Raw genomic sequence first — 25,754 nt, 5'->3', positions numbered from 1 at the left:
GGGAATCCAGCAATGCCCGGGATGAGGAAGCGAACAGCATGAGTGACAAGCGCCAGGACGCACCGGCCGATACGCGCACCGCGCGGGTGACGGGTGAGGAGGCGCTGGCCATGCATGCCGAAGGCCGCCCCGGCAAGCTGGAAACCCGCCTCACCAAGCCGCTGGTCACCGCGCGCGACCTCAGCCTGGCCTACAGCCCAGGCGTGGCCGAGCCCTGCCTGCACATCCATCGCGACCCGGCGCTGGCCTATGACTACACCAGCAAGGGGAATTTCGTGGCCGTGATCAGCAACGGGACGGCGGTGCTGGGGCTGGGCAATCTCGGCGCCTTGGCGTCGAAGCCGGTGATGGAGGGCAAGGTCGCGCTCTTCAAGCGCTTCGCCGATGTGGACGGCATGGACCTCTGCCTCAACACCGAGGATGCCGACGAATTCGTGAACTGCGTGAAGTTCCTGGGCCCCTCCTTCGGCGGCATCAACCTGGAAGACATCAAGGCGCCCGAGTGCTTCGTCATCGAGCAGCGCCTGCGCGAGCTGATGGACATTCCGGTCTTTCATGACGACCAGCACGGCACCGCCATCGTCGCCGCCGCCGGCCTGATCAACGCGGCCTATCTGACGGGGCGGGATCTCGCGACCACCAAGCTCGTCATCAACGGGGCCGGCGCCGCCTCCATCGCCTGCGCCGAATTGCTGCGCGCCATGGGCATGCGGCCCGAGAACATCACCATGTGCGACACCAAGGGCGTGCTGTATCGCGGCCGCACCGAGGGCATGAACCAGTGGAAATCGGCGCATGCGGTGGACACCTCCGCCCGCACCCTGGCCCAGGCGCTGGACGGCGCCGATGTGTTCTTCGGCCTCTCGGTGAAGGGCGCGCTGACGCAGGACATGATCCGCGCCATGGCGGACAAGCCCATCATCTTCGCGATGGCCAACCCCGACCCCGAGATCACGCCCGAGGAAGCCCGCGCGGCGCGGCCCGACTGCATCATCGCGACCGGCCGCTCGGACTATCCCAACCAGGTGAATAACGTCCTGGGCTTCCCCTTCATCTTCCGCGGCGCGCTCGATGTGCGCGCCAGCACGATCAATGACGCGATGAAGATCGCCGCCGCCCGCTCGCTCGCGGAACTGGCGCGCGAGGCGGTGCCGGAGGAGGTCGCGCGCTCGGGTGCGGGCAAGCGCCTCGTGTTCGGGCCCGACTACATCATCCCCAACGCCTTCGACCCGCGGCTGATCAGCCGTGTGCCCGTCGCCGTCGCCGAGGCCGCCGTGCGCTCGGGCGTGGCGCGCAAGCCGCTGGTGGACCCGCAGCGCTATGCCCGCGAACTCACCAACCGCCTGGATGCGGCGGCGAACGCGCTGGAGGCGATCCATGAGCGCGTGCGCGAGAATCCGCGCCGCGTCGTCTTCGCCGAGGGCGAGGATGAGAGCGTGATCCGCGCCGCCATCGCCTTCCGCAATGCGGGCTACGGCACGCCCGTGCTGGTGGGCCGCGAGGAGCGCATCCATGCCACCGTCGCCTCGCTCGGCGTTCGGCTGCCGGACGGCGTGGAGATCCACAATGCCCGCGTCTCCTCCGACAACACGCGCTATGCCGAGTGGCTCTATGCCCGCAAGCAGCGCGACGGCTTCCTCTATCGCGACTGCCTGCGCCTCGTGAACAATGACCGCAACGTCTTTGCCGCCTGCATGGTGGCGCAGGGCGATGCCGATGCGCTGCTGACGGGCGAGACGCGCAGCTATTCCGTGGCCCTCGAAGGCGTGCGGATGGCGCTCGACGCCGAGGGCGTGCTGTTCGGCCTGACCATGATGATCGCCCGCCGCTCGGGCACGGTGCTGGTGGCGGATACCGCCATCCATGAGCGGCCGGATGCGGCCACGCTGGCCGCCATCGCGACGCGCAGCGCCGCCACGGCCCGGCGCCTCGGCCTCACGCCGCGCGTTGCCTTCCTCTCCTTCTCGACGTTTGGGGACCCCAAGGGCAGCATCCCCGGCAGCCTGCGCGATGCGGTGAAGCTGCTCGACCAGCAGGGCGTGGATTTCGAGTATGATGGCGAGATGAGTGCCGAGGTCGCGCTGGACTCCAACCTGCGCGCCAGCCTCTATCCCTTCTGCCGCCTGACGGGGCCCGCGAATGTGCTGGTGATGCCTGGCCTGCACGCGGCGCATATCCTGACGAAGGCGGTGCCGCATCTGACGAGTGCGACGACCATCGGCCCCGTGCTGATGGGCCTCTCCCGCCCGGCGCAGATCGTGCCGACCGGTGCCGGCGTGAACCAGCTGCTCGATATGGCGACGCTGGCGGCCTATCAGGCGATCGGGCGGTAAGGGGCTGCATCCGGCGCGGGGGCTGGCGCGTATCCTGGCCATGCCGCACCGCCGCACCCTCCTGGCCCTCGGCGCCGGGCTGCCGCTCACCGGCTGCTCGGCCACCGACCTTGCCAATGCGCTGACGCCCACGCGCGACGTGACGCGCGAGGAGGGGATCGCCTATGGCCCGCTGCCGCGCCAGCGCATGGACCTCTATCGCCCGGCCAGCTTGCCGGAGACGGCGCCTCTGCTGATCTTCCTGCATGGTGGCGGCTGGCGTGACGGCGCGCGGGGCGAATACCGCTTCGTGGCGCTGCCCCTCGCGCGCATGGGCTGCCTGGTTGCGGTGCCGGATTACCGCCTCTGGCCCGAAGTGGCCTTCCCTGATTTCGTCACGGATACGGCGCGCGCGGTGCGCGTGCTGGCCGCGCGCGAGCCACGCCGGCGCCTCGTCCTGATGGGCCATTCGGCCGGCGCCTTCAACGCCGCCTGCGTGGCGCTCGACCCCGCCTGGGGCGTGCAGCCTTCCGTGGGCGGCTTCATCGGGCTGGCCGGCCCCTATGATTTCGGCGCGCATGAGGTGACGCCGCCACAGATCTTCCCGCAGCCGCGCATCCAGGCCGCGCCCACGCCGCTGCGCGCGGGACAGACGCCGCCCCTCCTCCTGCTGCATGGCGAGGCCGACACCATCGTGGGCCCCTATCACTCGCGCATCATGGCGGAACGCGCGCGCGCGGCCGGCGTGCCGGCGCGGCACGTCACCTGGCCCGGGATGGGTCATGTCGGCGTCCTCGCCGCCCTGGCCGAGCCGCTGCGCGCCCTCGGCCTCGCGGAGGAAGGCGTGCGGGAGGAGGTCGCCCGCTTCCTGCGGGCGTGACGGCTCAGCCGGTCGCGCCGTCCAGCGCGTCCAGCACATGCAGCGAATAGGTCAGCGCCGCGCCGGCGTTCAGCGCGATGGCGACGCCCAGCGCCTCGGCCACTTCCTCCTTCGTGGCGCCGGCCGCGCGCGCCTTGCGCGCATGCGCATCAATGCAGCCCTCGCAGCGCGTGGTGACGGCGACGGCGAGCGCGATCATCTCCCGCGTCTTCGCATCCAGGTGCTTCGTGGTCGAAGCCCCGCGCGAGAGGGCGCCGAAGCCCTTCATCAGCTCGGGATGGATCGCGGAGAGCTCCTTGCCGCGGGCGCGGAGCCCGGCGCTGTAGCTGTCCCAATCCTCGATGCGCGTGTCTTCGGTCATGGCGTCATTCCCTGGAAATGCAGAAGGCCCCGATGGTTTCCCACCGGGGCCCTGTAGGCAAGGCTTGAACGCCGCCGCTCTCGCGCGGCTGATTCGGGCCTTCGCTTCGCGAAGGCCACCAGACGCTATTCGGCGGTCGCCTCCGACTCCTTCTCCGACTCGCCATCGCCCTCGGGCTTGGGCAGGGCGGCCGGCGGCGGTTCGGTGATGTCGAAGCTGAGCGCGCCGTCCACCAGGTTCACCTTGACGGCGCCGCCCTTCACCAGCTTGCCGAAGAGCAGTTCCTCGGCCAGCGGCTTCTTCACATGCTCCTGGATCACGCGGGCCAGCGGCCGCGCGCCATAGAGCGGGTCGTAGCCGCGCTCGGCCAGCCATTCCTTGGCGGCGGAGCTGAGCTCGATCGTGACGTTGCGGTCGGCGAGCTGCGCCTCGAGCTGCATCACGAACTTCTCGACCACCTGCGCCACGATCTCGGCGGAGAGGCCGGCGAAGGGAATCACCGCATCCAGGCGGTTGCGGAATTCGGGGGTGAACATGCGCTTCACCGCCTCCTCATCCTCGCCCTTGCGGACGTCGCTGCCGAAGCCGATGGCGGCCTTCTGCATGTCGGCGGCACCCGCATTCGTCGTCATGATGAGGATGACGTTGCGGAAATCCACCGTCTTGCCGTTGTGGTCGGTCAGCTTCCCGTGATCCATCACCTGCAGGAGGATGGCATAGAGATCCGGATGCGCCTTCTCGATCTCGTCCAGCAGCAGCACGCAATGCGGATGCTGGTCGATGCCGTCGGTCAGCAGGCCGCCCTGGTCGAAGCCCACATAGCCCGGCGGCGCGCCGATCAGGCGGCTGACGCTGTGCCGCTCCATGTATTCCGACATGTCGAAGCGCAGCAGCTCGATGCCGAGCGTCTTGCTGAGCTGCTTCGCCACCTCCGTCTTGCCGACGCCGGTGGGGCCGCTGAACAGGTAGTTGCCGATCGGCTTCTCCGGGTCCCGCAGGCCGGCGCGGCTGAGCTTGATGGCCGCGGCCAGCGCCTCGATCGCGCGATCCTGGCCGAAGACCATGCCCTTGAGGTCGCGCTCCAGCGTGCGGAGCGTCTCCTTGTCGTCCGCCGAGACGGATTTGGGCGGAATGCGGGCGATCTTCGCCACCACCTCCTCCACATCCTTCAGCGTCACGGTCTTCTTGCGCTTGTTCTCCGGCACCAGCATGCGCGAGGCGCCGACTTCGTCGATCACGTCGATCGCCTTGTCCGGCAACTTGCGGTCATGGATGTAGCGGGCCGAGAGCTCCACCGCGGCGCGGATCGCCTCCGGCGTGTACTTCACCTTGTGGTGCTTCTCGTAGTTGGTCTTCAGCCCCAGCAGGATCTTCACCGCATCCTCGACCGTGGGCTCGTTCACGTCGATCTTCTGGAAGCGCCGCACCAGCGCGCGGTCCTTCTCGAAGTGGTTGCGGTATTCCTTGTAGGTGGTGGAACCCACGCAGCGCAGCGTGCCCTGGGCGAGCGCCGGCTTCAGCAGGTTCGACGCATCCATCGCACCGCCCGAAGTGGCACCGGCGCCGATCACCGTGTGGATCTCGTCGATGAAGAGGATGGAGCCCGGCTGGGCCTCCAGCTCATTCACCACGGCCTTCAGCCGCTCCTCGAAATCGCCGCGATAGCGCGTGCCGGCCAGCAGGCTGCCCATGTCCAGCGAGTAGATGGTGGACTTGGCCAGCACCTCCGGCACGTCGCCCTCGACGATGCGCTTGGCGAGGCCCTCGGCGATGGCCGTCTTGCCCACGCCCGGGTCACCCACATAGAGCGGGTTGTTCTTGGTGCGGCGGCAAAGGATCTGGATCGTGCGCTCGATCTCGTGGTCACGGCCGATCAAGGGGTCGATCTTGCCGGCCTGGGCGCGCTTGTTGAGGTTCACGCAATAGGTGCTGAGCGCATCCTGGTTGCGGTTGCCGCCGCGCGGCTTCTCCTCGCGCTCCTCCTTGCCGGCATTCTCCTCCGGCGTCGGCGCCTGGCCCTGGACGGGGCGCGGCTGCGAGCGGCCGGGGGCCTTGGCGATGCCATGGCTGATGAAGTTCACGGCATCCAGGCGCGTCATGTCCTGCAGCTGCAGGAAATAGACGGCATGGCTCTCGCGCTCGCTGAACAGGGCGACGAGCACATTCGCACCCGTCACCTCGTCCCGCCCGGAGGACTGCACATGGATGGCGGCCCGCTGCACGACGCGCTGGAAGCCGGCGGTGGGCTTCGGATCGCCGGTGCGGTCGCTGACCAGGCCGGCCAGGTCCTTGTCGAGGAATTCGGTGAGTTCCCGCTTCAGGCGGTCCACATCCACGCCGCAGGCACGCAGCACGGTGGTGGCATCCGCGTCATCGCCCAGGGCGAGGAGCAGGTGTTCGAGGGTGGCGTATTCATGGCGGCGGTCATTGGCGAGGCCAAGCGCGCGATGGAGCGTCTGCTCAAGGTTGCGGGACAGCATGGATCAACGCTCCCACTGGAGAAGGCCAGATCCGAGGATCGGATCGTGGCGGATTGATGATGATGTGGTGGCGCTCCCTTGCCGTCACACCCCGCACGTCATGTCAAAATTTTCATGCCGTGCGGTGATAGTCTTACGTCTCACTCTTTCGAGCCCTACTCTTTCGAGCCCTACTCTTTTTCGATCGTGCACTGCAGCGGGTGCTGGTTCTGGCGGGCCAGATCCATCACCTGCGTCACCTTGGTCTCGGCGACCTCGTAGGTATAGACCCCGCAGACGCCCACGCCGCGGCGATGGACGTGCATCATGATGCGCGTCGCCTCGTCCCGGTTCTTCTGGAAGAAGCGCTCCAGCACGTGGACGACGAACTCCATCGGCGTGTAGTCGTCGTTCAGCATCAGGACCTTGTACATCGCCGGCTTCTTGGTCTTCGGGCGCGGCTTGACGACGACGCCGGTGGCGGGCCCGCCATCGCCGTCGCGCTTATCCGGATCGGACATGGTGATCGGCTTCATCATAACGTTCCGGGGGTCCATCCATTCACAGTCTGGGCGCGGGTCTACGCCGTGCAGAATATCGGTTGCCGAGGCCCCACGGAAAGGGGTTTGGCACATCCGGGCGCCGAATAACCGAAACGAAACGCGGAAACAGGGCATGAGGGCCGGAAAATCCGGGCGCGGAGGCGCCGCGCCCCACGCCAGCCGGCACGACTCGCCCCGAAACGCGAAAACCCGGCCGCGCGAACGGCCGGGTTCCATCAAGCGAGCCGGAGCCCGCAAGTGCAGGCGATCACCCCCAGGCCGGATCGCTTCAGCGAGCCGAAGCGAGGCGCGCAGGGCGCGCGCCCGGCCCCTGAGGGCGATGCATTACGCCGCGATCGGCTTCGCCATCTTCTCCATGGCGAGCGTCATGCGGGCCGAGATCGGCTCGATCGAGGTCTCGGCCAGCTTCATGGCGGCTTCCGAGATCTTCGTCGTGTCGTTCACGGCGCGCTCGAAGGCCGTCTTGGTGAAGGAGGCCTGGAAATCGGCGGCTTCCTTGAGGCTCTTCACGCTCGACAGCGCCTTCACGCCCTCGATCGTGTGCTCGGAGAAGGCCTGGAACATCGCCATCGTCTGGCGGGACAGGTCCTGCACGCCGGTCACGTAGAGCTGCGACGCCTTGGTCAGCGCCTCGAGGTTGCCACGGCCGAACTCGGCGGCTTCCTCGGCGGCCTTCAGCAGGTCGCCCGCGGTCTTGTTCGCGGTCTCCATCGTCTTCTCGACGGCGGCGCGGGCCTGGACAGTGGTGTCCTCGACCAGCTTCTTCGCGGTGGCGGCGCCGGTCTGCGCGGCCTGGCTCATCGCCTTCTTCATGTCAGCCTGGGTGGCCATGATCGTCTTCCTTCGTCAGTGGCCTGTCAGCCGGTCCGAGAGGGAAAGCCCGAGGGACGAACTGGGAGGCCGTGTTTTGCTGCAATGCAGCATGGAGCCTATCTAGGACCCCGCCCGCCCCGATGCAAGGATTTTTTTGTGCACTGCACAAAACCGCCGGCACCCCCTCAAAACCACCCCTCCCCCGCGAAACGGATGGACAAACGGCCGCTTGGCTGTTTCTTTGCGCGCAGAGCGTGAGCGTGCCGACTGAGCCTTGGGGGAGGCGACACCGGTGCGCGCTGGGGAACCGAATGACCATCTCTTTCTTGTCGCGCGCCACGCTGGCGGTTTTCCTCGGCCTTTGCACGGGCCTCGCCGCCACCGGCCCCGCCGGCGCCCAGATCACCGCGCGGGACCGCTACGCCTCCATCGTCGTCGAGGCACGGACCGGCCAGGTGCTCAGCGCCGCGAACGCGGATGAGACGCGCCACCCCGCCTCGCTCACCAAGATGATGACGCTCTACATGCTGTTCGAGGCGATGCGCGACGGCCGCCTCAACCTCTCCACGCCGATCCGCATGAGCGCCGAGGCCGCCTCCCGCCCGCCCTCCAAGCTCGGCGTGCCGGCCGGCGGCAGCATCTCGGCCGAGAGCGCGATCCTGGCCCTGGTCACCCGCTCGGCCAATGACGTGGCCGCCGCGGTGGGCGAGGCGCTCTCGGGCGACGAGGATGCCTTCGCCCGCGCCATGACGATGCGGGCGCGGTCGCTCGGCATGACGCGCACCACCTTCCGCAACGCCTCCGGCCTGCCCGACCCCGAGCAGGTGACCACGGCGCGGGACATGGTGCTGCTGGGCCGCCGCCTGATCGCCGACTTCCCCGAGCACTACCACTATTTCGGCACGCAGTATTTCGCCCATGGCAACCGCATGATCCGCAACCACAACGGCATGCTGCGCGACTATCCGGGCACGGATGGCATCAAGACCGGCTTCATCAACGCCTCGGGCTTCAACATCGTCACCTCCGCCCAGCGCGAGGGCGTGCGCCTCGTCGGCGCCGTCTTCGGCGGCTCCTCCTGGCCGCAGCGCAACAACCACATGGCCGGACTGCTCGATGACGGATTCCAGCGCATGGGCGTCCGCTCCGTGCCGGTGATGGCGCAGGCGGCGCCCCGCGTCGTCGCGGGCCGCGACCCGACGGTCGGCCCCGGCCCGCGCCGCGTGCAGACCGCCGCCCGCCCGGCCAGCGGCCAGCCGCGCATGCAGAATGTCTCGACCACGCGGCCGGTCGCGACGCGCCCCGCCACGCGCCCGGCCACACGCCCCGCGGCCACCCAGCCCGCGCAGCCCCGCCGCCCCGCCAGCCAGCCCGCCACCCCGCAGAGCCGCCCCGCCGCCACCCCGCGCACGCCACCGCGCACCACCCAGGCGCCCGCCGCCCCGCGGCCGCAGCAGGTGGCCCGCAACGGAGGTTGAATCCCATCCTCACGCCGCGAATCGTTACGCGGCACGGCTTGTCGCCTGGGGCTTGGGCGTGGCAACAGTCGACGTGTTGATAGTCAGGGATGAGATCCGATGCCCAAGCCGCTGAAGAAGGCCGTCATGCCCGTTGCAGGCATGGGGACGCGCTTCCTTCCCGCCACCAAGGCGCTGGCGAAGGAGATGCTGCCCGTCGTGGACCGGCCGCTGATCCAATACGCGGTGGATGAGGCGCGCGCCGCCGGCATCGAGCAGTTCTGCTTCGTCACCGGCCGCGGCAAGACCAGCATCGTCGAGCATTTCGACGTGGCCTATGAGCTGGAGAAGACGCTGGAGGAGCGCAACAAGACCGAGATCCTGGAGGAGCTGCGCGGCCTCGCCATCACGCCCGGCAGCCTGCTCACCGTGCGCCAGCAGGTGCCGCTCGGCCTCGGCCACGCCATCTGGTGCGCCCGCGCCTTCATCGGCGACGACCCCTTCGCCATCCTCCTGCCCGATGACCTCATGCAGTGCGACAAGCCCTGCATCGGCCAGCTCGCGGAAGCCTATGCCGAGACCGGCGGGAATGTCGTCGCCATCGAGGAAGTGCCGATGGAGCGCGTGAACAAGTATGGCGTGCTCGACATCGAGAAGGACATGGGCCGCCTCGTCTCCGTGAAGGGCCTGGTCGAGAAGCCGCCGGTGGACAAGGCGCCCTCCAACCTCACCATCATCGGCCGCTATGTGCTGATGCCCGAGGTGATCGGCCATCTCTCCAAGATGGAGAAGGGCGCGGGCGGCGAGATCCAGCTGACCGACAGCATGGCGAAGCTGATCGGCACCCAGCCCTTCCATGGCCTGCGCTATGAGGGAAGGCGGTTCGACTGCGGCGACAAGGTGGGCTTCCTGGAGGCGCAGATCGCCTTCGCGCTCGCCCGCCCCGAGATCGCGCCCGCCGTCCGGCGCTTCCTCGACAGCTATCGTTAAGCCGGATCCCTGATCCTGGCGCGCGTTTTCCGGAGAGGCTGAGAGCATGAAGATTGTGATGATCGGTGCTGGCTATGTCGGCCTGGTCTCGGGCGCCTGCTTCGCCGAGTTCGGGGTGGATGTGGCGGTCGTGGACACCGACCCCGCGAAGATCGAGGCGCTGAAGGCCGGCCGCATCCCCATCTATGAGCCGCGCCTGGATCACCTGGTGGACGACAATGCCCGCGAGGGCCGTCTGACCTTCACGACCGACCTGGACGAGGCGATGCAGGGGGCGGAGGCCGTCTTCCTCGCCGTCGGCACGCCGACGCGGCGCGGCGATGGCCATGCCGACCTCAGCTACGTCTTCGCCGCGGCCGAGCAGGTGGCCCGCGCCGCCAAGGGCCCGCTGGTCCTCGTCACCAAGTCCACCGTGCCGGTGGGCACGGGGCGCGAGGTGAAGCGCCGGGTGAAGGCCGTCCGGCCCGACCTCGACATCGCCGTCGCCTCCAACCCCGAATTCCTGCGCGAGGGTGCGGCCATCGGCGACTTCATGCGCCCGGACCGCGTGGTCATCGGCATCGAGGAGGGCGAGGCGGGGGCGCGCGCGGAGGCCGTGCTCAAGCGCCTCTACCGCCCGCTCTACCTGATCGAGACGCCGATCGTGGCGACCGGCCTCGAGACGGCCGAGATCATCAAATACGCCGCCAACGCCTTCCTCGCGATGAAGATCAGCTTCATCAACGAGGTGGCCGACCTCTGCGAGAAGGCCGGCGCGGATGTGCAGCAGGTGGCGCGCGGCATCGGCCTCGATGGTCGCATCGGCCGCAAGTTCCTGCATGCGGGGCCGGGCTATGGCGGCTCCTGCTTCCCGAAGGACACGCTGGCCTTCGCGCGGACCGGCCAGGATCTCGGCACGCCGCTCCGGCTGGTCGAGGCGACGATCGCGGTGAATGACAGCCGCAAGCTCGCCATGGCGGACCGCGTGATCGCGGCCTGCGGCGGCAGCGTGGCGGGCAAGACCATCGCCGTGCTGGGCCTGACCTTCAAGCCCGAGACGGACGACATGCGGGACGCGCCCTCGCTCGAGATCGTGCCCAAGCTCGTCGCCGCCGGTGCGATCATCCGCGCCTTCGACCCGCAGGGGATGAATTTCGCGCGGCCGCTGCTGCCCGCCGCGGTCCATTACGCCAACAACGCGCTGGACGCGGTGGCCGGCGCCGAGGCGGCGGTGGTGCTGACCGAGTGGAACGAGTTCCGCAACATATCGCCCGAGAAGCTGGCAGGCGCCATGTCTGGCCGCGTGATGCTCGATCTGCGCAACATCTATGACCCGGCCGCGATGCGCGAGGCGGGCTTCATCTATTCCTCGATCGGACGACCCTGATGCCCGGATTTTCTCACCAGTTCGACAAGACGTCGCTGCGCGAATACGACATTCGCGGCATCGTCGGGCAGACGCTGAACCCGGCGGATGCCTTCGCCATCGGGCGCGTCTTCGGCAGCATCATCGCGCGCTCCGGCGGCCATCGCGTGGCGGTGGGCTGGGATGGGCGGCTTTCCTCGCCCGAGCTGCAGAAGCACCTGGTGGATGGCCTCGTCGCCTCCGGCATGGAGGTGATCCGCATCGGCTGCGGGCCGACGCCCATGCTCTATTTCGCGAGCTACGACCAGAAGGCCGATGGCGCGGTGATGCTGACCGGCAGTCACAACCCGCCGAACTACAACGGCTTCAAGATGATGATCGGCAAGAAGCCGTTCTTCGGGAAAGACATCCAGGCGCTCGGCGCCATGGCCGCCGCCGGTGACGTGGTGCCCGAGAAGCCCGGCACGGCGCACGACGTGGATGTGAGCGAGGCCTATATCGCCCGCATGGTCCAGGACTACGCGGGCGGGGCCAAGACGCTGAACGTGGTGTGGGACCCGGGCAATGGCTCGGGCGGCGCCATCACCGAGCGGCTGGTGAAGAAGCTCCCGGGCAAGCATGTCGTCATCAATGGCGAGATCGACGGCAATTTCCCGAACCACCACCCCGACCCCACCGTGCTCAAGAACCTCGAGCAGATCATCGCGCGCGTGAAGGCCGAGGGCGCCGATCTCGGCATCGCCTTCGATGGTGACGCCGACCGCATCGGCGTGGTGGATGGCGAGGGGCACATGCTCTTCGGCGACCAGCTTCTGGTCGTCCTCGCCCGCGACGTGCTGAAGGCCCATCCGGGTGCGACCATCATCGCCGATGTGAAGGCGAGCCAGGTGCTCTTCGACGAAGTGGCGAAGGCCGGCGGCCAGCCGCTGATGTGGAAGACCGGCCACAGCCTCATCAAGCAGAAGATGGCCGAGACCGGCTGCCCGCTGGCCGGCGAGATGTCCGGCCACACCTTCTTCGCCGACAAGTGGTATGGCTTCGACGACGCGCTCTATTCCGGCGTCCGCCTGCTCGACATCCTGGCCCGCAGCGACGAGACGCTCGCCCAGATGCGGGCCGCCCTGCCCGTGGTGCTGAACACCCCGGAGCTCCGCTTCAACTGCGACGAGACCCGCAAGTTCGAGGTGATCGAGGAGGTCCGCGGCCGCCTCGCCACCGAGGGCGCGCAGGTCCAGGCGGTGGATGGCGTGCGCGTGCTGAGCGAGGATGGCTGGTGGCTGCTGCGCGCCTCCAACACCCAGGCCGTGCTGGTCGCCCGCTGCGAGGCGAAGACCGAGGCGGGGCTGGAGCGGCTGAAGGCCCAGCTTGTGCGCCAATTGGAGGCATCGGGCCTCGAAGCGCCGGATTTCTCGGGGGAGAATGCCGGCCACTGAGCCGGCTGCCTCTTTTTTAACAAATTCGCATCGCTTGCGACTTGTTCCGGACCCGTTGCCCGACTTATATGCCGTGTCTCCAACCGGAGTGGTCGGGCATGCAGGATCCGAGTGCCGAACGCGCCCGCAGCGCGCAACCCGTGGCCCGCGCCAGCCGCTGGCGCGAAGCGGCCGACCTGCTGCGCTTCAGCCTGGAAGCCGCCGCCGTCTCCGGCGCCATCGTCATGACGGCCTGGGTGTTTTCCGGCACCGGTTGACGGCTTCCATCCGCGGCCCGCAAGCTGTCTCCCGCAGCCGGACGAAACAGGAATCCGGCGCGAACTGGGAGATGCCGGATCCATGTTGTCCCGCCGCAGCCTGAGCCTTGCCCTGCTAGCCACCCCTGCCGTGGTGCCCGCCCTGGCCCCTGGCCGCGCACGCGCGCAGGCCTGGACGCCCACCGGGCCCATCCGGATCATCGTGCCCTTCCCGGCCGGCGGCACCACCGACATCCTGGCGCGCCTCTATGCCCAGCGCCTGACGGAGACGATGGGCGTCTCCGTCGTGGTGGAAAATCGCGGCGGCGCCGGCGGTTCCATCGGCTCGGACGTGGTGGCCAAGGCGGCGCCGGACGGGCAGACGCTGCTCTTCCACAACCTCACCTTCAGCACCACCACCGCCGCGCTGGAATTCGCCAACCGCGCGCCCCATTCCATCGAGCGCGACTTCGCCCCCATCAGCATGGGCGCCAATGTGCCGATGATGCTGCTGGTGCATCGTGATGTGCCCGCCCGCACCATCACGGAATTCGCCACCTGGGCGCGGGCGCAGCCCACGCCGCCCTTCTATGGCTCGACCGGGCCGGGCAGCACCATGAACCTGATGGGCGAGGTGCTGAAGCGCGACGGCAACTTCCCGATGGAGCACGTGCCCTTCCGCGGCGCCGCGCCGCTGGTGCAGGACATGCTGGCGGGCCGGATCCAGTTCGGCGGAGACCAGCTCTCCTCCTCGCTCACCCATATCCGCGGCGGCGCGCTGCGCCCCATCGGCACCCTGGCCGCCACCCGCGCCGGCGCGCTGCCGGATGTGCCGACCGTGCGCGAGCAGGGTTTCCCGAACGCCGAGATGCTGGGCTGGAACGGCTTCTTCGCCCCCGCCCGCACGCCCGAGGCGGTGCTGGTCCGCCTCCAGGCCGAGATCGCCGCGGCCGCCCGCCACCCGCCGCTGGCCGCGCGCATCCAGGAGCTGGGCGCCGAGCCCGGCGGCAATTCCAGCGCGGAATTCACCCAGCAGGTGCACGCGCAGATCGCCGCCATGCGTCCGCTCGTGCAGTCGCTCCAGATGCGGGTCGAGTGATGCAACGCCGCGCGCTGCTCGCAACGCCCGTCCTCGCGGCGCCGCTCGTCGCCCGCGCGCAGGCCTGGACGCCCAGCGGCCCGATCCGCGTGATCGTCCCCTTCGCGGCCGGCGGCACGACCGACATCCTGGCCCGCCTCTATGGCAACCGACTGACCGAGACGCTCGGTGTGCCCATCCTCGTGGAAAACCGCGGTGGCGGCGGCGGCTCGATCGGCGCGGACATCGTCGCCAAGGCCCCGCCCGACGGCCAGGTGCTGCTGTTCCACAACTCCACCTTCTCCTCGACCAGCGCGGTGATGGAGTTCCAGAACCGCGCCATCCATTCGATCGAGCGCGACTTCGCCCCCATCAGCCTGGGCGCCCTGGTGCCGACGGTGGTGATGGTCCACCCCTCGGTGCCGGCCACCACCGTGCCCGAATTCATCGCCTGGGCGCGCCAGCAGCCCCGCCCGCCCTTCTATGGCTCCACCGGCCCCGGCAGCGCCGGCCACCTGGTGGGCGAGGTGCTGAAGCGCGACGGAAATTTCCAGATGGAGCACGTGCCCTTCCGTGGCGCCTCGCTCCTGATCCAGGACCTGATCGTGGGCCGCATCCAGTTCGGCGGGGACCAGCTGTCCACTGGCCTGCCCCATATCCGCGCCGGGGCGGTGCGCCCCATTGCCATCCGCTCCACCACGCGCAACCGGCTGCTGCCGGAGATCTCCACGGTGCGCGAACAGGGCTTCCCGAACGCCGAGATCCTCGGCTGGAACGGCTTCTTCGCCCCCGCCCGCACGCCCGAGGCGGTGATGGTCCGCCTCCAGGCCGAGATCGCCGCCGCCGCCCGCCACCCGCCGCTGGCCGCACGCATTGACGAACTCGGCGCCGATCCGGGCGGCAATTCGACGGCGGACTTCACCGCGATGGTGCATGCGCAGGTGGCGGCGCTGCGCCCCGTCGTCGCCTCGCTGCGCATCCAGGCCGAATAGCGCCGCGTCACAGAACGCTACGATGCCTTACACCCCGAGACTCCCCTGCGGGTTAAACCCGCCGGGGTGAGGCGGGAGTGCGTGGCATGTTGAAACCCTGGGTCAGGCGGTTGCATCTCTGGGTGGCGCTGGGCTTCGCCCTGCCGCTCATCGCCGTCATCGGCAGCGGCGCCTTCCTGGCCCTCGAGCCCGCCGCGAAGGCCCTCACACCCCCCGGCACGGTCACGCTCGAACGCCTCCAGGCCATCCTCGATGCCGCGGGGCCGGAGGGCGAGCGCGGCGCCCTCTTCATTCGCGGCTATGACGGCACCGCAACGCTGGGCGGCCGCAACGGCCCAGGGGGAGCCAAGGTCTTCGACCTCGCGACCGCGCAAGTCATCGAGCCCGGTCCCCTCGCCAGCGCCTTCCGCACCACCCGCCGCTTCCACGAGACCCTGCTGCTCGACCTCGGCTGGGTCGTGGAGTGGAGCACCATCGCGCTGCTCCTGCTCCTGCCCCTCGGCCTGCTGCTCGGCTGGCCGCGGCTGCGCCACACCGTGCTGGGCTGGCACCGCCTGGCCGGCTGGGCCCTGCTGCCGCTGCTGGTCGGCAGCCCGCTCACCGGCCTCTTCCTGGCCTATGGCATCAGCTTCGCCACCCCCACGCCGCGCCTGCCGGGCACGCCGCCGCCCCTGGCCGAGACACTGCGCCTCGTCGCCGAACGGCATGACCTGAACGGGCTGGACTGGGTGCGGCCGGCCGGCGGCGCGCGCAATGTCCGCGTGCTGGACGCCTCGGGCACCGCCACCGTCTATCGTGCCTCCGCCACTGGCCTGGAGCCGCTGCCCCGGAACTGGCCACGGCTGCTGCATGAGGGGAATTGGGCTGGGGTTCTGGGCAGCCTCGCCAACCTCGTCGCCGCCCTCGCCATGCTGGGGCTGCTGGGGACCGGCATCTATCTTTGGGCGCGGCGGCAGGTCATGCGCCGCAAGGTCAGGGCATCGAGGGGCGCTGCCCCTCGACCCCGGCAAGAACCTCAGGTTCTTGCATCTCCGACGAGTTAACTCGCCTTGGTGATGTTCCAGTAGACCGGGATCGCGGCCTCCAGGATGCCGTTCAGGCGCGCGCTGTGGCCGCGCACCAGGCTCATCATGCCCAAGGGCAGGTAGGGCACGCTCTCCACCGCACGGCGCTGCGTCTGCACGGCCAGCGCCTTGCGCTCCTCCTCCGTCGCGGCGAAGGCGAAGGCATCGCGCAGCCGCTCCAGCTCGGGGTCATCCGGCCAGCCCGGCAAGGCCGTCCGCGCGCCGGCCGAACGCAGCGCGATGTGGCTCACCGGGTCCATCAGGTCCACCGCCGCGGGCGCCGAGCAGAACAGGCTCCAGCCCCCCTGGTTCACCGGATTCTTCGACAGGCGCCGCGTCACCAGCGTCGCCCAGTCCATCGCCTGGAGGTCCACATTCATCCCCGCCCGCCGCATCCGGTCGGCCGAGACGCGCGCGAAGGTGCTGCTGATCGTGCTGTCCTGCGCGTCCAGCACCACCACCGGCGTGCCGTCATAGCCGGACTGCTGCACCGCCGTGCGTGCCAGATCCAGGTTGGGCGTCACCCAGCCCTCATTCGTGTGGAAGGGCGAGGCGCAGGGGAAGAAGCTGCGGCAATCGCGCCAGCGCTCGCGATCCGTCATGTAGGCCGGCATCATCTCCGACGGGTCCACCAGCAGGCGCATCGCCTGGCGCAGCCGCACATTGTCGAAGGGCGCGACGGCCTGGTTCATGCGGAAGATCGGCTGCACGCCCGCCGCGTCCTGCGCGGCGAGCCGAAGGTTGCGGTTGCGCGCGACGATGGGGAACAGGTCGGGCGGCAGCTCCTCGAAGATGTCCAGCTCGCCCGTCTGCAGGGCGTTCAGCGCATTGCTGGAATCCGGCAGCACCACCCATTCGATACGCTCCATCCGCGCGAGCTTGGCGCCGGCCAGCCCGTCCGGCGCCTCGGCCCGCGGGCGGTAATCCGGGTTGCGGCGATAGGTGGTGCGGTCGCCCAGCCGCCAATCCTCCCGCCGCAGCATGTAGGGCCCGCTGCCCGTCGGGTCGGTGATGGGCGTGGTGATGGGCGTGGCGGCGACGCGCGCCGGCATGATGAAGGCAGGCAGGCCCGAGGGCTTGGCCAGCGCATCCAGCACCAGCGCCCAGGGGCGTTGCAACGTCAGGCGGAAGCGGCGCGCATCCACCGCGACCAGCGTATTGCCCTCGGCCAGCATCTGCGCGCCATGACCGTCGCGGATGGCCCAGCGGCGCAAGGATGCGACGACATCCTCGCTGGTGACGGGCGCGCCGTCATGGAAGCGCAGGCCCTCGCGCAGCGTGAAATCCCAGGTCAGCCGGTCGGCGCTGACGCTGTGGCTCTCCACCATCTGCGGCTGTGGCCGCAGCTTGGAATCCAGCGCGAAGAGCGTGTCATAGACCATGTAGCCATGGTTGCGGGCCATGTATTCGGGCGAGATGAAGGGGTCCAGCGCGCGCAGGTCGCCGAAGAGCTTCACCCGCAGCACATTGGGGTCGCCCCGGTTCTGCGCCAGGGCGGGCGCGGCCAGTCCGGCGAGCGGGAGGGCGAGCGTGGAGCGTCGGGTGATCGTCATGGATGCTTCCTCGCGGCGACTTCGCGCGCCGTGGCATGCATCCTGGGCCCGGCGCGCGCCCTCTGTCACGCCGGAATTGCGTGCTACCGCGCGAGCGTCCGCGCCAGCAGGTCATCCAGCGCGGGCCCGTCATCCCGCGCCTCCAGCACCCCCTCGGCGAAGACGCGGTAGCCATCGCCGCCGCGCCGCAGGAAGCTGTTGGTCGCAACGCTGTAGGCGCGCCCCGCCTCCAGCGGCCGCCAGGTCCCATCCGCCTCGCGCACCTCGGCCGCGACCACGCGGCTGCCGACCGGCCGCGCCGCATCGGCGGTGAAGCGCAGCCCCGCCGTCTGCGGGAAGCGCCCCGAGGACTCGGGCAGGCGCGAGAGCCCGTTCTCCAGCGCCTCCAGCACCGCCGCGCCGCGCAACACCATCCGCGCCGTCGTGTTGCCGAAGGGGAGCGAGGCCAGCACATCGCCCATCGTCACCTCGCCGGCGGGCAGCCCCGTGCGCACGCCGCCGCCATTCTGCCAGCCGATCTCGGCGCCGGACGCCGCGCGCATCACCTCGGCCACCAGCTGGCCGATCTCACAGGGGCCCAGGCCGCAGCCGGCCGTGCTCAGCGGCGCCGGCAGCCGCCCCACCACGCGGCGCCGCAGCGCCTCCAGCGGTGCGCCAAGTTGCGCCACCAGCGCCGCCACCGTCGCATCCTCTGCGATGTTCGCCGTCAATTCGCGCATCTGCTGCACGGCAAGCGTGACCCGCCCATCCGCTGCGAGATCCAGGTCGAGCCGGCCGAGCCAGCGGCCGAAGGCGCCCGCCTGGACGATCGTCACCGGCCGGTCCGGCCCCTCCACCACCACGGGCGGCGCCACCAGCGTGTGCGAATGCCCGCCCAGGATCACGTCCACGCCCGCCACCTCGGCCGCCAGCCGCCGGTCCTGCGAGAGGCCCAGATGCGAGAGCACGACCACCGTCGCCGGCCCCTCGCGCCGTGCCTCCCATACCGCGCGGTTCGCCGCCTCCAGCGGGTCGGTGAAGCGCAGGTTGGGCCCGGAGGAGGAGATGCCCGGCGTGTCCGGCGTGGTCAGCCCCACCACCACCACGCGCATCGCCTCCCGCCGGAAGGCGATGGTGGGCCAGACCTTGCCGGCCAGCGCGGGTTCCGCCGTCGCGTCCAGATTGGCCGAGAGCACCGGGAAGGGCACGGCCGCGATGTAGCGGGCCAGCACCTCGGGCCCCAGGTCGAATTCGTGGTTGCCCAGCGCGAAGCCCTGCACGCCCCAGGCGCGCTGCACCTGCGCCTCCGCCTGGCCTTCATGCTGCGTGAAGAAGAGGCTGCCGAGGAACGCATCCCCCGCCTCCAGCAGCAGCGCCGCGCGCCCATCGGCCCGCGCCGCCTCCCGCCCCTCGGCGATCGCCGTGGCCATCCGCGCCGAGCCGCCGAAGCAGGCCTCGCCCCCGCCCTGGGGATCGGGCCGGCACACGGCGGATGTGACCGCGATCGGCTCATGCCGGCTGTGGAAGTCGTTCAGGTGCAGCAGCGCCATGCGCGTGGCCACCTGGGCACGGGCGGGGCGCAAGGCCGGGGCGCCCAGGCCGGGCGACAGCAGGAGGGGAAGCGTGCGGCGAGCGAACATGATCCCTCTTCTGTGGCCGAAACGCCCCGGCCCGCAAGCAGATGCCGCATGACATCGCTTCTGCCCTTGCCATGCCATCATTGCGGGTGAAGTCTGGGGCCCTGCCATGCGCGCCGCCCCCGGGGCCGTGTGGACCCATGTCATGTCCCGGTCGCCGCACTTGCAGATCTACCTGCCCATCGCCGAAATGAGCGTGGATGCCCTGATGCTGGTGGGCATCGGCTTCGTCGTGGGCTGGCTCTCGGGCCTCTTCGGCGTCGGCGGCGGCTTCCTGCTGACGCCCATGCTCATGCTGATCGGCATCCCCTCCACCGTCGCCGTCGCCTCGGGCGCCAACCAGACGCTGGGCGCCTCCGTCTCCGGCCTCATCGCCCAGGCGCGGCGGCAGAATGTGGACTGGCAGATGGGCGGCGTGCTGGTGGCGGGCGGCCTGGTGGGCAGCGTGGTGGGCGTGCAGATCTTCGCGATGCTGCGCCGCGCGGGCCAGGTGGATGCGGCGGTCGCCGTCTTCTACGTCGTCGTGCTCGGCGCCGTCGGCACGCTGATGGTGATGGAGAGCGTGCGCGCCATCTTCCGCCGCTCCCGCAAGCAGCAGGTCCGGCTGCACACGCATTCCTGGGCGCATGGCCTGCCGTTCAAGCTGCGCTTCCGCAAGAGCCGCCTCTACATCTCCATCATCCCGCCGCTGATGGTGGGCTTCGTCATCGGCATCCTCTCGGCGATCATGGGCGTCGGCGGCGGCTTCATGCTGGTGCCGGCCATGATCTACATCCTCGGCATGCCGACGGCGGTGGTCATCGGCACCTCGCTCTTCCAGGTGGTCTGCGTCACCGCCTCGGTCACCTTCCTGCAGGCCATCCAGGTGGGCGGCGTGGACATCGTGCTGACGCTGCTGCTGCTGCTCGGCGGTGTCGCGGGCGCGCAATTCGGCGCGGCCATGGGCGGCAAGCTGCGCGGCGAGGAGACGCGCGCGCTGCTCGGCCTGCTGGTGCTGGGGGTCGCGGGCTCGCTGCTGTGGGATCTCTGGCGGGTGCCGGAGAACCTGTTCTCCGTCGGGCCCGGTTGGTAATGGGCACCCGCGAATTTCTTGATGCCCTCAGGCACCGGGCGCCGCCTCCGGCGGCTTCGCTTCGCCGCGCCGTTGTCGCGCCAGGCCGTGCGTCCGGTTGGGCGGCGCCGGCCGCGTTGCGGCCGGATCTTCAACTGGCGGCCCTGCGGTTGGGCTGGGCCGCGTGCCTTGCGGCGCTCCTGCTTCTCCCCGCCCTCGCTTTCGCCCAGCCCTCCCCCCTCGTCGCCCGCCTCTCCACCGAGCGCGTCGCCATCACCACCGCCTTCGTGGGCGAGAGCATCCTCGTCTTCGGCAGCACCGAGGAGCCGCTCGGGCCGGGCGGAGATGAGGTCATCATCCTGGCGCGCGGCCCCTCCGGCCCCTTCGTCGTGCGCCGCAAGGTCGAGGTGCTGGGCCTCTGGTTCAACGGCCCCTCCGCCCGGTTCGAGAACGTCCCCGGCTTCTACGCCGTCGCCGGCACGCGCCCCGCCTCCCTCCTGCTGCCGGAGGATGTCCGCCAGGCGCGCGGCATCGGCCTCGCCACCATCCCGCTCAACTCGACCGGCGCGCGCGCGCCGGGCTTCCGCCGGGCGCTGGCCTCGCTGAAGCAATCCGCCAACCTCTGGCAGGAGGACGCGCAGCCGATCGAGATCGCGGGCTCGCGCCTGTTCAACCTGCGCCTGCCGTTGCCCTCCACCGTCCAGCCTGGCTCCTACCGCGTCGAGGTGATGCTGGTCCGCGCCCGCCGCGTGGTGGCGACCGAGCAACTGGGCTTCATCGTCGAGCGCGTGGGCACCGCGGCCGAGATCGAGAGAGTCGCGCGCGGCCAGCCGGTGCTCTACGCTCTCATCTGCATCATCCTGGCCGCCCTCGCCGGCTGGCTCGGCAGCGTGCTCTTTCGGAGAAACTGATGCCCGAAGCTTCCGAAGCCGCCCGGCGCGACCGCGTCTTCCTCGTCGTCGTGGATGACAGCCCGGAGCGTGCCGTGGCGCTGCGCTACGCCGCGCTGCGCGCCGCCAAGTCCGGCGGCCGCGTCGCCCTGCTGCGCGTGGTCGAGCCGGTCGAGCAGAGCGAATGGGCCGGCATCGGCGCCATGATGGCCGAGGAGCGCCGCGACGAGGCCGAGGCGACGCTGGCCGGCCTCGCCGCCCAGGTGCGCGACATCACCGGCGGCCTGCCCATCCTCATCACGCGCGAGGGCAAGGTGGCCGACGAGCTGCTGGCCCTGCTGGAGGAGGATCCGCGCATCTCCATCCTCGTGCTCGCCACCGCCGCCAATGCCAAGGGCCCGGGCCCGCTGGTGACGGCGCTGACCGGCAAGCTCGCCGGGCGCATGACCGTGCCCATGACCATCGTGCCCGGTAGCATGAGCGATGCGGAGCTGGACCGCGTCACCTGACGTGACACGGCGTGGCGTGCTGCTGGCGGCGCTGGCCCTGCCCGCCTGCGCCACAATGCCCGCAACTCTGGCTGATCTGCCCCGCTGCGTGGCGGCGCCCGGCCCGGCGCTCTGGCTGCTCGACGCCGGCTGGCACACCGAGATCGGCCTGCCGCCCGCCCTCCTGCCGCCCCCGCTCGCCGCCATCTTCCCCGAGGCGGCGCTGGTCTTCTTCGGCTTCGGCAAGCGGCACTTCATGCTGGCGGAATCGCCCGGCCCCGCCGAATGGCTGGCCGGCCCCTTCCCGGGCGAGGCCGCGCTGCAGGTGACCGCCTGGTCCGGCATCCCTGCCCGCGCGCTGCGCCTCCCCGTGGCCCCCGCGCGGCTGGGAGAAGGGCCGCTGGGCGAGGCGCTGCTGGCCAGCTTCGCGCCCGGCCCGGCCTCGCACGGCCTGGCGCTGATCGAGGCGCGCCCCGGCCGCCGCTTCTTCCGGGCCGCGCGCGGCTACAGCCTGGCCTATACCTGCAACACCTGGACCGCCGGGATGCTGGCCGCCGGCGGCCTGCCGGTGCGGGCCGAGGGCGTGGTCCTCTCGGGCGGGGTGATGGGGCAGGCCGCGCGGCTCCCCGGCGTTTGCCAAGCCGCGCCCGCGGGTCTAAGCCCGGCGGCATGAAGCCCGCTGAAATCCAGGCCGTCCAGGCCCATCTCCGCAAGCTGCTCGGCAGCTCCAACCTGATGATCCGCGCCGCGGCCACGCGCAACGGCCCGGTCGAAGTGCTGGCCGGCGCCGAGACCATCGGCACCGTGGACCGCGACGCCGAGGATGGCGAGGTGACCTACCACGTCACCATCTCCATCCTCGCCGAGGACCTCCCGAACCTCTGACGCCAGCTTCCTGCAAGGTTCGGGGCCGGGCGGCAGCGTTGCGCCCGGCCGGACCGCCTGCGGAATGTCCGAGCGTGTTACCTTGATTTTCAGAAATTCCTGAACATACTGACGGGCATGGACCTGCCCCCCGCCACCGCCGCCTTCGTTCTCCACTTCGGCGAGATGGGCTCGCGCTGGGGCATCAACCGCACCGTGGGGCAGATCTACGCCCTGCTCTTCCTCTCCGACCGCCCCCTCTGCGCCGATGACATCGTGGCGCAGCTCGGCTTCTCCCGCTCCAACGTCTCCATGGGACTGAAGGAGCTGGAGACCTGGCGCCTCGTGAAGCTCCAGCACCTCCCCGGCGACCGGCGCGAGCATTTCACCACCCCCGACGACGTCTGGCAGATCGTCCGCATCCTGGCGGAGGAGCGCCGCAAGCGGGAAATCGACCCGACGCTCTCGCTGTTGCGCGACGTGCTCATGCAGAAGCCCGCCACCCGGGCGGATGAGCACGCCCAGGGCCGCATGGAAAACCTGCTGGAAGTGATTTCTCTTCTCACCGGGTGGATGGATGATGTGAAATCACTCCCAGATGAACGTCTGATCGCTCTGCTCAAACTGGGCGGCCGCGTCGCCCGCGTGCTGGAGGCGACCGAGCGCTTCCAGGACATCGTCACCCGCCGCAACCGCCCCTCGAAGAAGGCCTGATCTGATGGACCCGATCCTCCTCGCCCGAATTCAGTTTGCGGCGAATATCTCGTTTCACATCCTCTTTCCCACCATCACCATCGCGCTGGGCTGGGTGCTGCTCTTCCTCAAGCTGCGCTTCGACAAGACGGGCGATGCCGCCTGGATGGACGCCTACAAGTTCTGGGTGAAGGTCTTCGCGCTGACCTTCGCGCTCGGCGTCGTCTCGGGTGTCACCATGTCCTTCCAGTTCGGCACCAACTGGCCGGGCTTCATGGAGCGCGTCGGCAATGTCGCCGGGCCGCTGCTGGCCTATGAGGTGCTGACGGCCTTCTTCCTCGAAGCCTCGTTCCTCGCCGTCATGCTCTTCGGCTATGGCCGCGTGCCCAACCGCATCCACACCCTGGCCACCCTGCTGGTGGCCGGCGGGACCAGCATGTCCGCCTTCTGGATCATCGTGCTGAACTCCTGGATGCACACGCCGACGGGCTACGAGATCCGCGAGGGCGTGGTCCACGCGACGGACTGGATGGCGATCATCTTCAACCCCTCCATGCCGTATCGCCTCGCGCACATGATGCTGGCCTCGGGCCTCACCGTCGCCTTCCTCATGGCGGGGCTTTCCTCCTGGCGCTGGCTGCGCGGCGACCATTCGCCGGGCGTGGTCCGCGCGCTGAAGACCGGCGTGGTGCTGGGCGCCATCCTCATCCCCATCCAGATGTTCGCGGGCGACGCGCATGGCCTCAACACGCTGAAGCACCAGCCGCAGAAGATCGCCGCCATGGAGGGCATCTGGGAGACCGAGCGCGGCCCCGGCCTCGTGCTCTTCGCCATCCCGGACGCGGCCACGCGCACCAACAACTACGAGATCAAGATCCCCTATCTCGGCAGCCTCATCCTGACCCATTCGCTGGATGGCGAGGTGAAGGGCATCAACGAATTCGGCAATGACCACCCGCCGGTCGCGCCCGTCTTCTTCGCCTTCCGCATCATGGTGGGCGTCGGCGTGCTCATGCTGCTCGTCTCCTGGTGGGGCGCCTGGACGCTGCGCAAGCGCGGCATCACGCCCACCCTCGCCCGCGTCCTGGTGGGGATGACCTTCTCCGGCTGGGTGGCGACGCTGGCCGGCTGGTACGTGACCGAGATCGGCCGCCAGCCCTGGCTCGTCACCGGCATCCTGCGCACAGGCGAGGCGGCGGGGCCGGTCGCGGCCACCACCATCCTCGGCTCGCTCATCATGTACCTGGCGCTCTACGCGGCGCTGCTGCTGGCCTATATCCTGACGCTGATGCACCTGGCCCGCCGCCCGACGGCGCCCGAGCCCGAGAAGCTCGGCGGGCAGGGTTCCACCAAGCCCCTTCCGGCGGAGTAGAGCGATGGACACCCTGCCCCCAGGCGCCTGGCTGCCCATCACCTTCGCGGTGCTCATGGCGGTCGCCATGCTGCTCTATGCCGTGCTGGACGGCTTCGACCTCGGCGTCGGCATCCTGCTGCGCGGCACGGATGACGAAGCGATGCGGGACCGCATGGTGGCCAGCATCGGCCCCTTCTGGGACGCGAACGAGACCTGGCTGGTGCTGGGTGTCGGCCTCCTGCTGGTGGCCTTCCCCGCTGCGCATGGCGTGATCCTCACCGCGCTCTACATCCCGGTCGCGCTCATGCTCATGGGCCTGATCCTGCGCGGCGTGGCCTTCGAATTCCGCGCCAAGGCGCCCGTCACGCAGAAGCCGCGCTGGGATGTCGTCTTCCAGGGCGGCTCCATCCTGGCCGCCTTCAGCCAGGGCTGGATGCTGGGCAGCTACATCCTGGGCTTCGCCGAGGGCTGGCTCGCCTTCGGCTTCGCCATGCTCACCGGCATCTTCACCGTCTCCGCCTATGCGCTGATCGGCGCCTGCTGGCTGGTCTGGCGGGGCGAGGGCCCGCTGCAGCTGCTGGCCGCAACCTGGGCGCGCCGCGCCCTCTATATCAGCTGGGCCGGCGTGCTGGCGGTGAGTGCGGCGACGCCCATCGCCAGCCCACGCATCTTCGAGCGCTGGTTCAGCATGCCCGACACGCTGGCGCTGGCGCCCATCCCGCTCGCCACCGGCGCGCTGTTCCTGCTGCTGCACATCTTCCTGCGCCGCTTCCCGCGTGCCGACAACAGCCTGGACTGGGTGCCCTTCGCCGCCACCGCGGCGATTTTCGTGCTCTGCTTCCAGGGCCTGGCCTACAGCTTCTGGCCCTATGTGGTGCCGGAGAAGCTGACCATCTTCCAGGCGGCCAGCGCGCCGGAATCGCTGGTCATCATCCTCGTCGGCGCGCTGGCCGTGCTGCCGATGATCGGCCTCTACACCTTCTTCATCTGGCGCATCTTTGGCGGCAAGGCGAAGGAGCTGAGGTATTACTGACGCCCTCGGACGCCGGGCGCGCGCATCCGCGCGCCTGGCTCCGGGAGGCTGAAGCATCCCGCCGCGCCTGTCCGGCGCGGATCAGTCTTGGCCGTGCCCTCAAACGCCGGGCGGCCGCGGCCTTGGCTTCGGGATGCTGAAGCATCCCGCCGCGCCTGTCCGGCGCGGATCAGTCTTGGCTGTGCCCTCAAACGCCGGGCGGCCGCGCCCGCGGCCTTGGCTTCGGGAT

At 69.9% G+C, this 25,754-nt stretch carries 24 protein-coding genes; 18 read left to right on the top strand and 6 right to left on the bottom strand.

The genetic code is table 11. The annotated features are described in order from the left end of the window. The first annotated feature begins 38 nt into the window (after positions 1–38). Both R9Z33_RS04745 and R9Z33_RS04740 read left to right on the top strand, forming a co-directional pair. Entirely contained in the window at positions 39–2,333 is a 2,295-nt protein-coding gene (locus R9Z33_RS04745; protein ID WP_318650153.1) for an NADP-dependent malic enzyme, read from the top strand. Between the two features lie 40 nt (positions 2,334–2,373). Beyond that, the gene (locus tag R9Z33_RS04740; RefSeq protein ID WP_318650152.1) at positions 2,374–3,192 is read left to right on the top strand and encodes an alpha/beta hydrolase; all 819 of its coding nucleotides are present in this window, start codon (positions 2,374–2,376) and stop codon (positions 3,190–3,192) included. Between the two features lie 4 nt (positions 3,193–3,196). Here the strand turns inward: R9Z33_RS04740 and R9Z33_RS04735 are convergent, their stop codons facing one another. The 4 genes from R9Z33_RS04735 to R9Z33_RS04720 form a co-directional block, all read right to left on the bottom strand. Then, positions 3,197–3,553 carry a carboxymuconolactone decarboxylase family protein gene (locus R9Z33_RS04735; RefSeq protein ID WP_404830654.1) on the bottom strand — a complete coding sequence of 119 codons (357 nt, stop codon included), beginning with the start codon at positions 3,551–3,553 and terminating at the stop codon, positions 3,197–3,199. Positions 3,554–3,678: 125 nt separating this feature from the next. Further along, positions 3,679–6,033 carry an ATP-dependent Clp protease ATP-binding subunit ClpA gene (gene clpA, locus R9Z33_RS04730; protein ID WP_318650151.1) on the bottom strand — a complete coding sequence of 785 codons (2,355 nt, stop codon included), beginning with the start codon at positions 6,031–6,033 and terminating at the stop codon, positions 3,679–3,681. A 170-nt stretch (positions 6,034–6,203) separates the two neighbouring features. Then, entirely contained in the window at positions 6,204–6,533 is a 330-nt protein-coding gene (clpS, locus tag R9Z33_RS04725; RefSeq protein ID WP_213617118.1) for an ATP-dependent Clp protease adapter ClpS, read from the bottom strand. 366 nt (positions 6,534–6,899) lie between these two features. Beyond that, positions 6,900–7,406, bottom strand: a complete 507-nt coding sequence (locus tag R9Z33_RS04720) for a phasin family protein (RefSeq protein WP_318650150.1) — start codon at positions 7,404–7,406, stop codon at positions 6,900–6,902. Positions 7,407–7,699: 293 nt separating this feature from the next. Between R9Z33_RS04720 and R9Z33_RS04715 the strand changes: the two genes are divergently transcribed. The 8 genes from R9Z33_RS04715 to R9Z33_RS04680 all read left to right on the top strand — a co-directional run bounded on the left by R9Z33_RS04715 (position 7,700) and on the right by R9Z33_RS04680 (position 15,962). Beyond that, the gene (locus R9Z33_RS04715; protein WP_318650149.1) at positions 7,700–8,866 is read left to right on the top strand and encodes a serine hydrolase; all 1,167 of its coding nucleotides are present in this window, start codon (positions 7,700–7,702) and stop codon (positions 8,864–8,866) included. Between the two features lie 99 nt (positions 8,867–8,965). After that, entirely contained in the window at positions 8,966–9,835 is an 870-nt protein-coding gene (gene galU, locus R9Z33_RS04710; RefSeq protein WP_318650148.1) for a UTP--glucose-1-phosphate uridylyltransferase GalU, read from the top strand. A 46-nt stretch (positions 9,836–9,881) separates the two neighbouring features. Continuing rightward, positions 9,882–11,201, top strand: coding sequence for a UDP-glucose dehydrogenase family protein (locus tag R9Z33_RS04705; RefSeq protein WP_318650147.1), 1,320 nt, complete (start codon positions 9,882–9,884; stop codon positions 11,199–11,201). Beyond that, on the top strand, positions 11,201–12,613 hold the full coding sequence (pgmG, locus tag R9Z33_RS04700; protein WP_318650146.1) for a phosphoglucomutase/phosphomannomutase PgmG: 1,413 nt from the start codon (positions 11,201–11,203) through the stop codon (positions 12,611–12,613). The genes R9Z33_RS04705 and pgmG overlap by 1 nt, the downstream gene beginning before the upstream one ends. A gap of 98 nt (positions 12,614–12,711) precedes the next feature. After that, complete coding sequence (locus R9Z33_RS04695; protein ID WP_318650145.1) at positions 12,712–12,870, top strand: hypothetical protein; 159 nt, start codon at positions 12,712–12,714, stop codon at positions 12,868–12,870. An 82-nt stretch (positions 12,871–12,952) separates the two neighbouring features. Then, positions 12,953–13,948 carry a Bug family tripartite tricarboxylate transporter substrate binding protein gene (locus R9Z33_RS04690; protein WP_318650144.1) on the top strand — a complete coding sequence of 332 codons (996 nt, stop codon included), beginning with the start codon at positions 12,953–12,955 and terminating at the stop codon, positions 13,946–13,948. Next, positions 13,948–14,919 carry a Bug family tripartite tricarboxylate transporter substrate binding protein gene (locus tag R9Z33_RS04685; protein ID WP_318650143.1) on the top strand — a complete coding sequence of 324 codons (972 nt, stop codon included), beginning with the start codon at positions 13,948–13,950 and terminating at the stop codon, positions 14,917–14,919. The genes R9Z33_RS04690 and R9Z33_RS04685 overlap by 1 nt, the downstream gene beginning before the upstream one ends. A gap of 86 nt (positions 14,920–15,005) precedes the next feature. Next, on the top strand, positions 15,006–15,962 hold the full coding sequence (locus R9Z33_RS04680; RefSeq protein ID WP_318650142.1) for a PepSY-associated TM helix domain-containing protein: 957 nt from the start codon (positions 15,006–15,008) through the stop codon (positions 15,960–15,962). Here R9Z33_RS04680 and R9Z33_RS04675 read toward each other — a convergent pair. After that, positions 15,959–17,536, bottom strand: coding sequence for an ABC transporter substrate-binding protein (locus R9Z33_RS04675; RefSeq protein ID WP_318650141.1), 1,578 nt, complete (start codon positions 17,534–17,536; stop codon positions 15,959–15,961). The two genes, R9Z33_RS04680 and R9Z33_RS04675, sit on opposite strands and share 4 nt — an antisense overlap. An 83-nt stretch (positions 17,537–17,619) precedes the next feature. Further along, the gene (locus R9Z33_RS04670; protein ID WP_318650140.1) at positions 17,620–19,155 is read right to left on the bottom strand and encodes a bifunctional metallophosphatase/5'-nucleotidase; all 1,536 of its coding nucleotides are present in this window, start codon (positions 19,153–19,155) and stop codon (positions 17,620–17,622) included. A 142-nt stretch (positions 19,156–19,297) separates the two neighbouring features. On the opposite strand from R9Z33_RS04670, the gene R9Z33_RS04665 reads away from it, so the two are divergent. The 8 genes from R9Z33_RS04665 to R9Z33_RS04630 all read left to right on the top strand — a co-directional run bounded on the left by R9Z33_RS04665 (position 19,298) and on the right by R9Z33_RS04630 (position 25,525). Beyond that, positions 19,298–20,224 carry a sulfite exporter TauE/SafE family protein gene (locus R9Z33_RS04665; RefSeq protein ID WP_450104023.1) on the top strand — a complete coding sequence of 309 codons (927 nt, stop codon included), beginning with the start codon at positions 19,298–19,300 and terminating at the stop codon, positions 20,222–20,224. A 149-nt stretch (positions 20,225–20,373) separates the two neighbouring features. Further along, positions 20,374–21,114, top strand: a complete 741-nt coding sequence (locus R9Z33_RS04660; RefSeq protein ID WP_318650139.1) for a TIGR02186 family protein — start codon at positions 20,374–20,376, stop codon at positions 21,112–21,114. Beyond that, positions 21,114–21,602, top strand: a complete 489-nt coding sequence (locus tag R9Z33_RS04655; RefSeq protein ID WP_318650138.1) for a universal stress protein — start codon at positions 21,114–21,116, stop codon at positions 21,600–21,602. The genes R9Z33_RS04660 and R9Z33_RS04655 overlap by 1 nt, the downstream gene beginning before the upstream one ends. A gap of 1 nt (position 21,603) precedes the next feature. Further along, positions 21,604–22,254 carry a DUF2459 domain-containing protein gene (locus R9Z33_RS04650; protein WP_318650137.1) on the top strand — a complete coding sequence of 217 codons (651 nt, stop codon included), beginning with the start codon at positions 21,604–21,606 and terminating at the stop codon, positions 22,252–22,254. Continuing rightward, positions 22,251–22,466, top strand: a complete 216-nt coding sequence (locus R9Z33_RS04645; protein WP_296736503.1) for a DUF3126 family protein — start codon at positions 22,251–22,253, stop codon at positions 22,464–22,466. Before R9Z33_RS04650 ends, R9Z33_RS04645 begins: the two co-directional genes overlap by 4 nt. Before the next feature lie 117 nt (positions 22,467–22,583). Further along, a complete protein-coding gene (locus tag R9Z33_RS04640; RefSeq protein WP_213615648.1) occupies positions 22,584–23,159 on the top strand; it encodes a GbsR/MarR family transcriptional regulator in 576 nt (191 codons plus the stop codon). A gap of 4 nt (positions 23,160–23,163) precedes the next feature. Continuing rightward, positions 23,164–24,510, top strand: a complete 1,347-nt coding sequence (locus R9Z33_RS04635) for a cytochrome ubiquinol oxidase subunit I (protein ID WP_318650136.1) — start codon at positions 23,164–23,166, stop codon at positions 24,508–24,510. Between the two features lie 4 nt (positions 24,511–24,514). Next, positions 24,515–25,525 (top strand): cytochrome d ubiquinol oxidase subunit II, encoded by a 1,011-nt coding sequence (locus R9Z33_RS04630; RefSeq protein ID WP_318650135.1) that lies wholly within the window; start codon positions 24,515–24,517, stop codon positions 25,523–25,525. Positions 25,526–25,754 lie beyond the last annotated feature (229 nt).

It is taken from the genome of Sediminicoccus rosea (assembly GCF_033547095.1).
GTDB classification, from domain to species: Bacteria; Pseudomonadota; Alphaproteobacteria; order Acetobacterales; family Acetobacteraceae; genus Roseococcus; species Roseococcus rosea.
Note: the sequence above shows the minus strand (reverse complement) of the source record. Positions and strands in the feature narration are given on the sequence as shown.

Coding starts and splice junctions, on each gene's coding strand:
- R9Z33_RS04655 (WP_318650138.1), top strand. CDS start 21,114: ATGCCCGAAGCTTCCGAAGCCGCCCGGCGCGACCGCGTCTTCCTCGTC.
- R9Z33_RS04720 (WP_318650150.1), bottom strand. CDS start 7,406: ATGGCCACCCAGGCTGACATGAAGAAGGCGATGAGCCAGGCCGCGCAG.
- R9Z33_RS04640 (WP_213615648.1), top strand. CDS start 22,584: ATGGACCTGCCCCCCGCCACCGCCGCCTTCGTTCTCCACTTCGGCGAG.
- R9Z33_RS04635 (WP_318650136.1), top strand. CDS start 23,164: ATGGACCCGATCCTCCTCGCCCGAATTCAGTTTGCGGCGAATATCTCG.
- R9Z33_RS04665 (WP_450104023.1), top strand. CDS start 19,298: ATGTCCCGGTCGCCGCACTTGCAGATCTACCTGCCCATCGCCGAAATG.
- R9Z33_RS04685 (WP_318650143.1), top strand. CDS start 13,948: ATGCAACGCCGCGCGCTGCTCGCAACGCCCGTCCTCGCGGCGCCGCTC.
- R9Z33_RS04740 (WP_318650152.1), top strand. CDS start 2,374: ATGCCGCACCGCCGCACCCTCCTGGCCCTCGGCGCCGGGCTGCCGCTC.
- R9Z33_RS04645 (WP_296736503.1), top strand. CDS start 22,251: ATGAAGCCCGCTGAAATCCAGGCCGTCCAGGCCCATCTCCGCAAGCTG.
- R9Z33_RS04670 (WP_318650140.1), bottom strand. CDS start 19,155: ATGTTCGCTCGCCGCACGCTTCCCCTCCTGCTGTCGCCCGGCCTGGGC.
- R9Z33_RS04715 (WP_318650149.1), top strand. CDS start 7,700: ATGACCATCTCTTTCTTGTCGCGCGCCACGCTGGCGGTTTTCCTCGGC.
- R9Z33_RS04695 (WP_318650145.1), top strand. CDS start 12,712: ATGCAGGATCCGAGTGCCGAACGCGCCCGCAGCGCGCAACCCGTGGCC.
- R9Z33_RS04705 (WP_318650147.1), top strand. CDS start 9,882: ATGAAGATTGTGATGATCGGTGCTGGCTATGTCGGCCTGGTCTCGGGC.
- R9Z33_RS04675 (WP_318650141.1), bottom strand. CDS start 17,536: ATGACGATCACCCGACGCTCCACGCTCGCCCTCCCGCTCGCCGGACTG.
- clpA (WP_318650151.1), bottom strand. CDS start 6,033: ATGCTGTCCCGCAACCTTGAGCAGACGCTCCATCGCGCGCTTGGCCTC.
- R9Z33_RS04680 (WP_318650142.1), top strand. CDS start 15,006: ATGTTGAAACCCTGGGTCAGGCGGTTGCATCTCTGGGTGGCGCTGGGC.
- R9Z33_RS04745 (WP_318650153.1), top strand. CDS start 39: ATGAGTGACAAGCGCCAGGACGCACCGGCCGATACGCGCACCGCGCGG.
- clpS (WP_213617118.1), bottom strand. CDS start 6,533: ATGTCCGATCCGGATAAGCGCGACGGCGATGGCGGGCCCGCCACCGGC.
- galU (WP_318650148.1), top strand. CDS start 8,966: ATGCCCAAGCCGCTGAAGAAGGCCGTCATGCCCGTTGCAGGCATGGGG.
- R9Z33_RS04630 (WP_318650135.1), top strand. CDS start 24,515: ATGGACACCCTGCCCCCAGGCGCCTGGCTGCCCATCACCTTCGCGGTG.
- pgmG (WP_318650146.1), top strand. CDS start 11,201: ATGCCCGGATTTTCTCACCAGTTCGACAAGACGTCGCTGCGCGAATAC.
- R9Z33_RS04735 (WP_404830654.1), bottom strand. CDS start 3,553: ATGACCGAAGACACGCGCATCGAGGATTGGGACAGCTACAGCGCCGGG.
- R9Z33_RS04690 (WP_318650144.1), top strand. CDS start 12,953: ATGTTGTCCCGCCGCAGCCTGAGCCTTGCCCTGCTAGCCACCCCTGCC.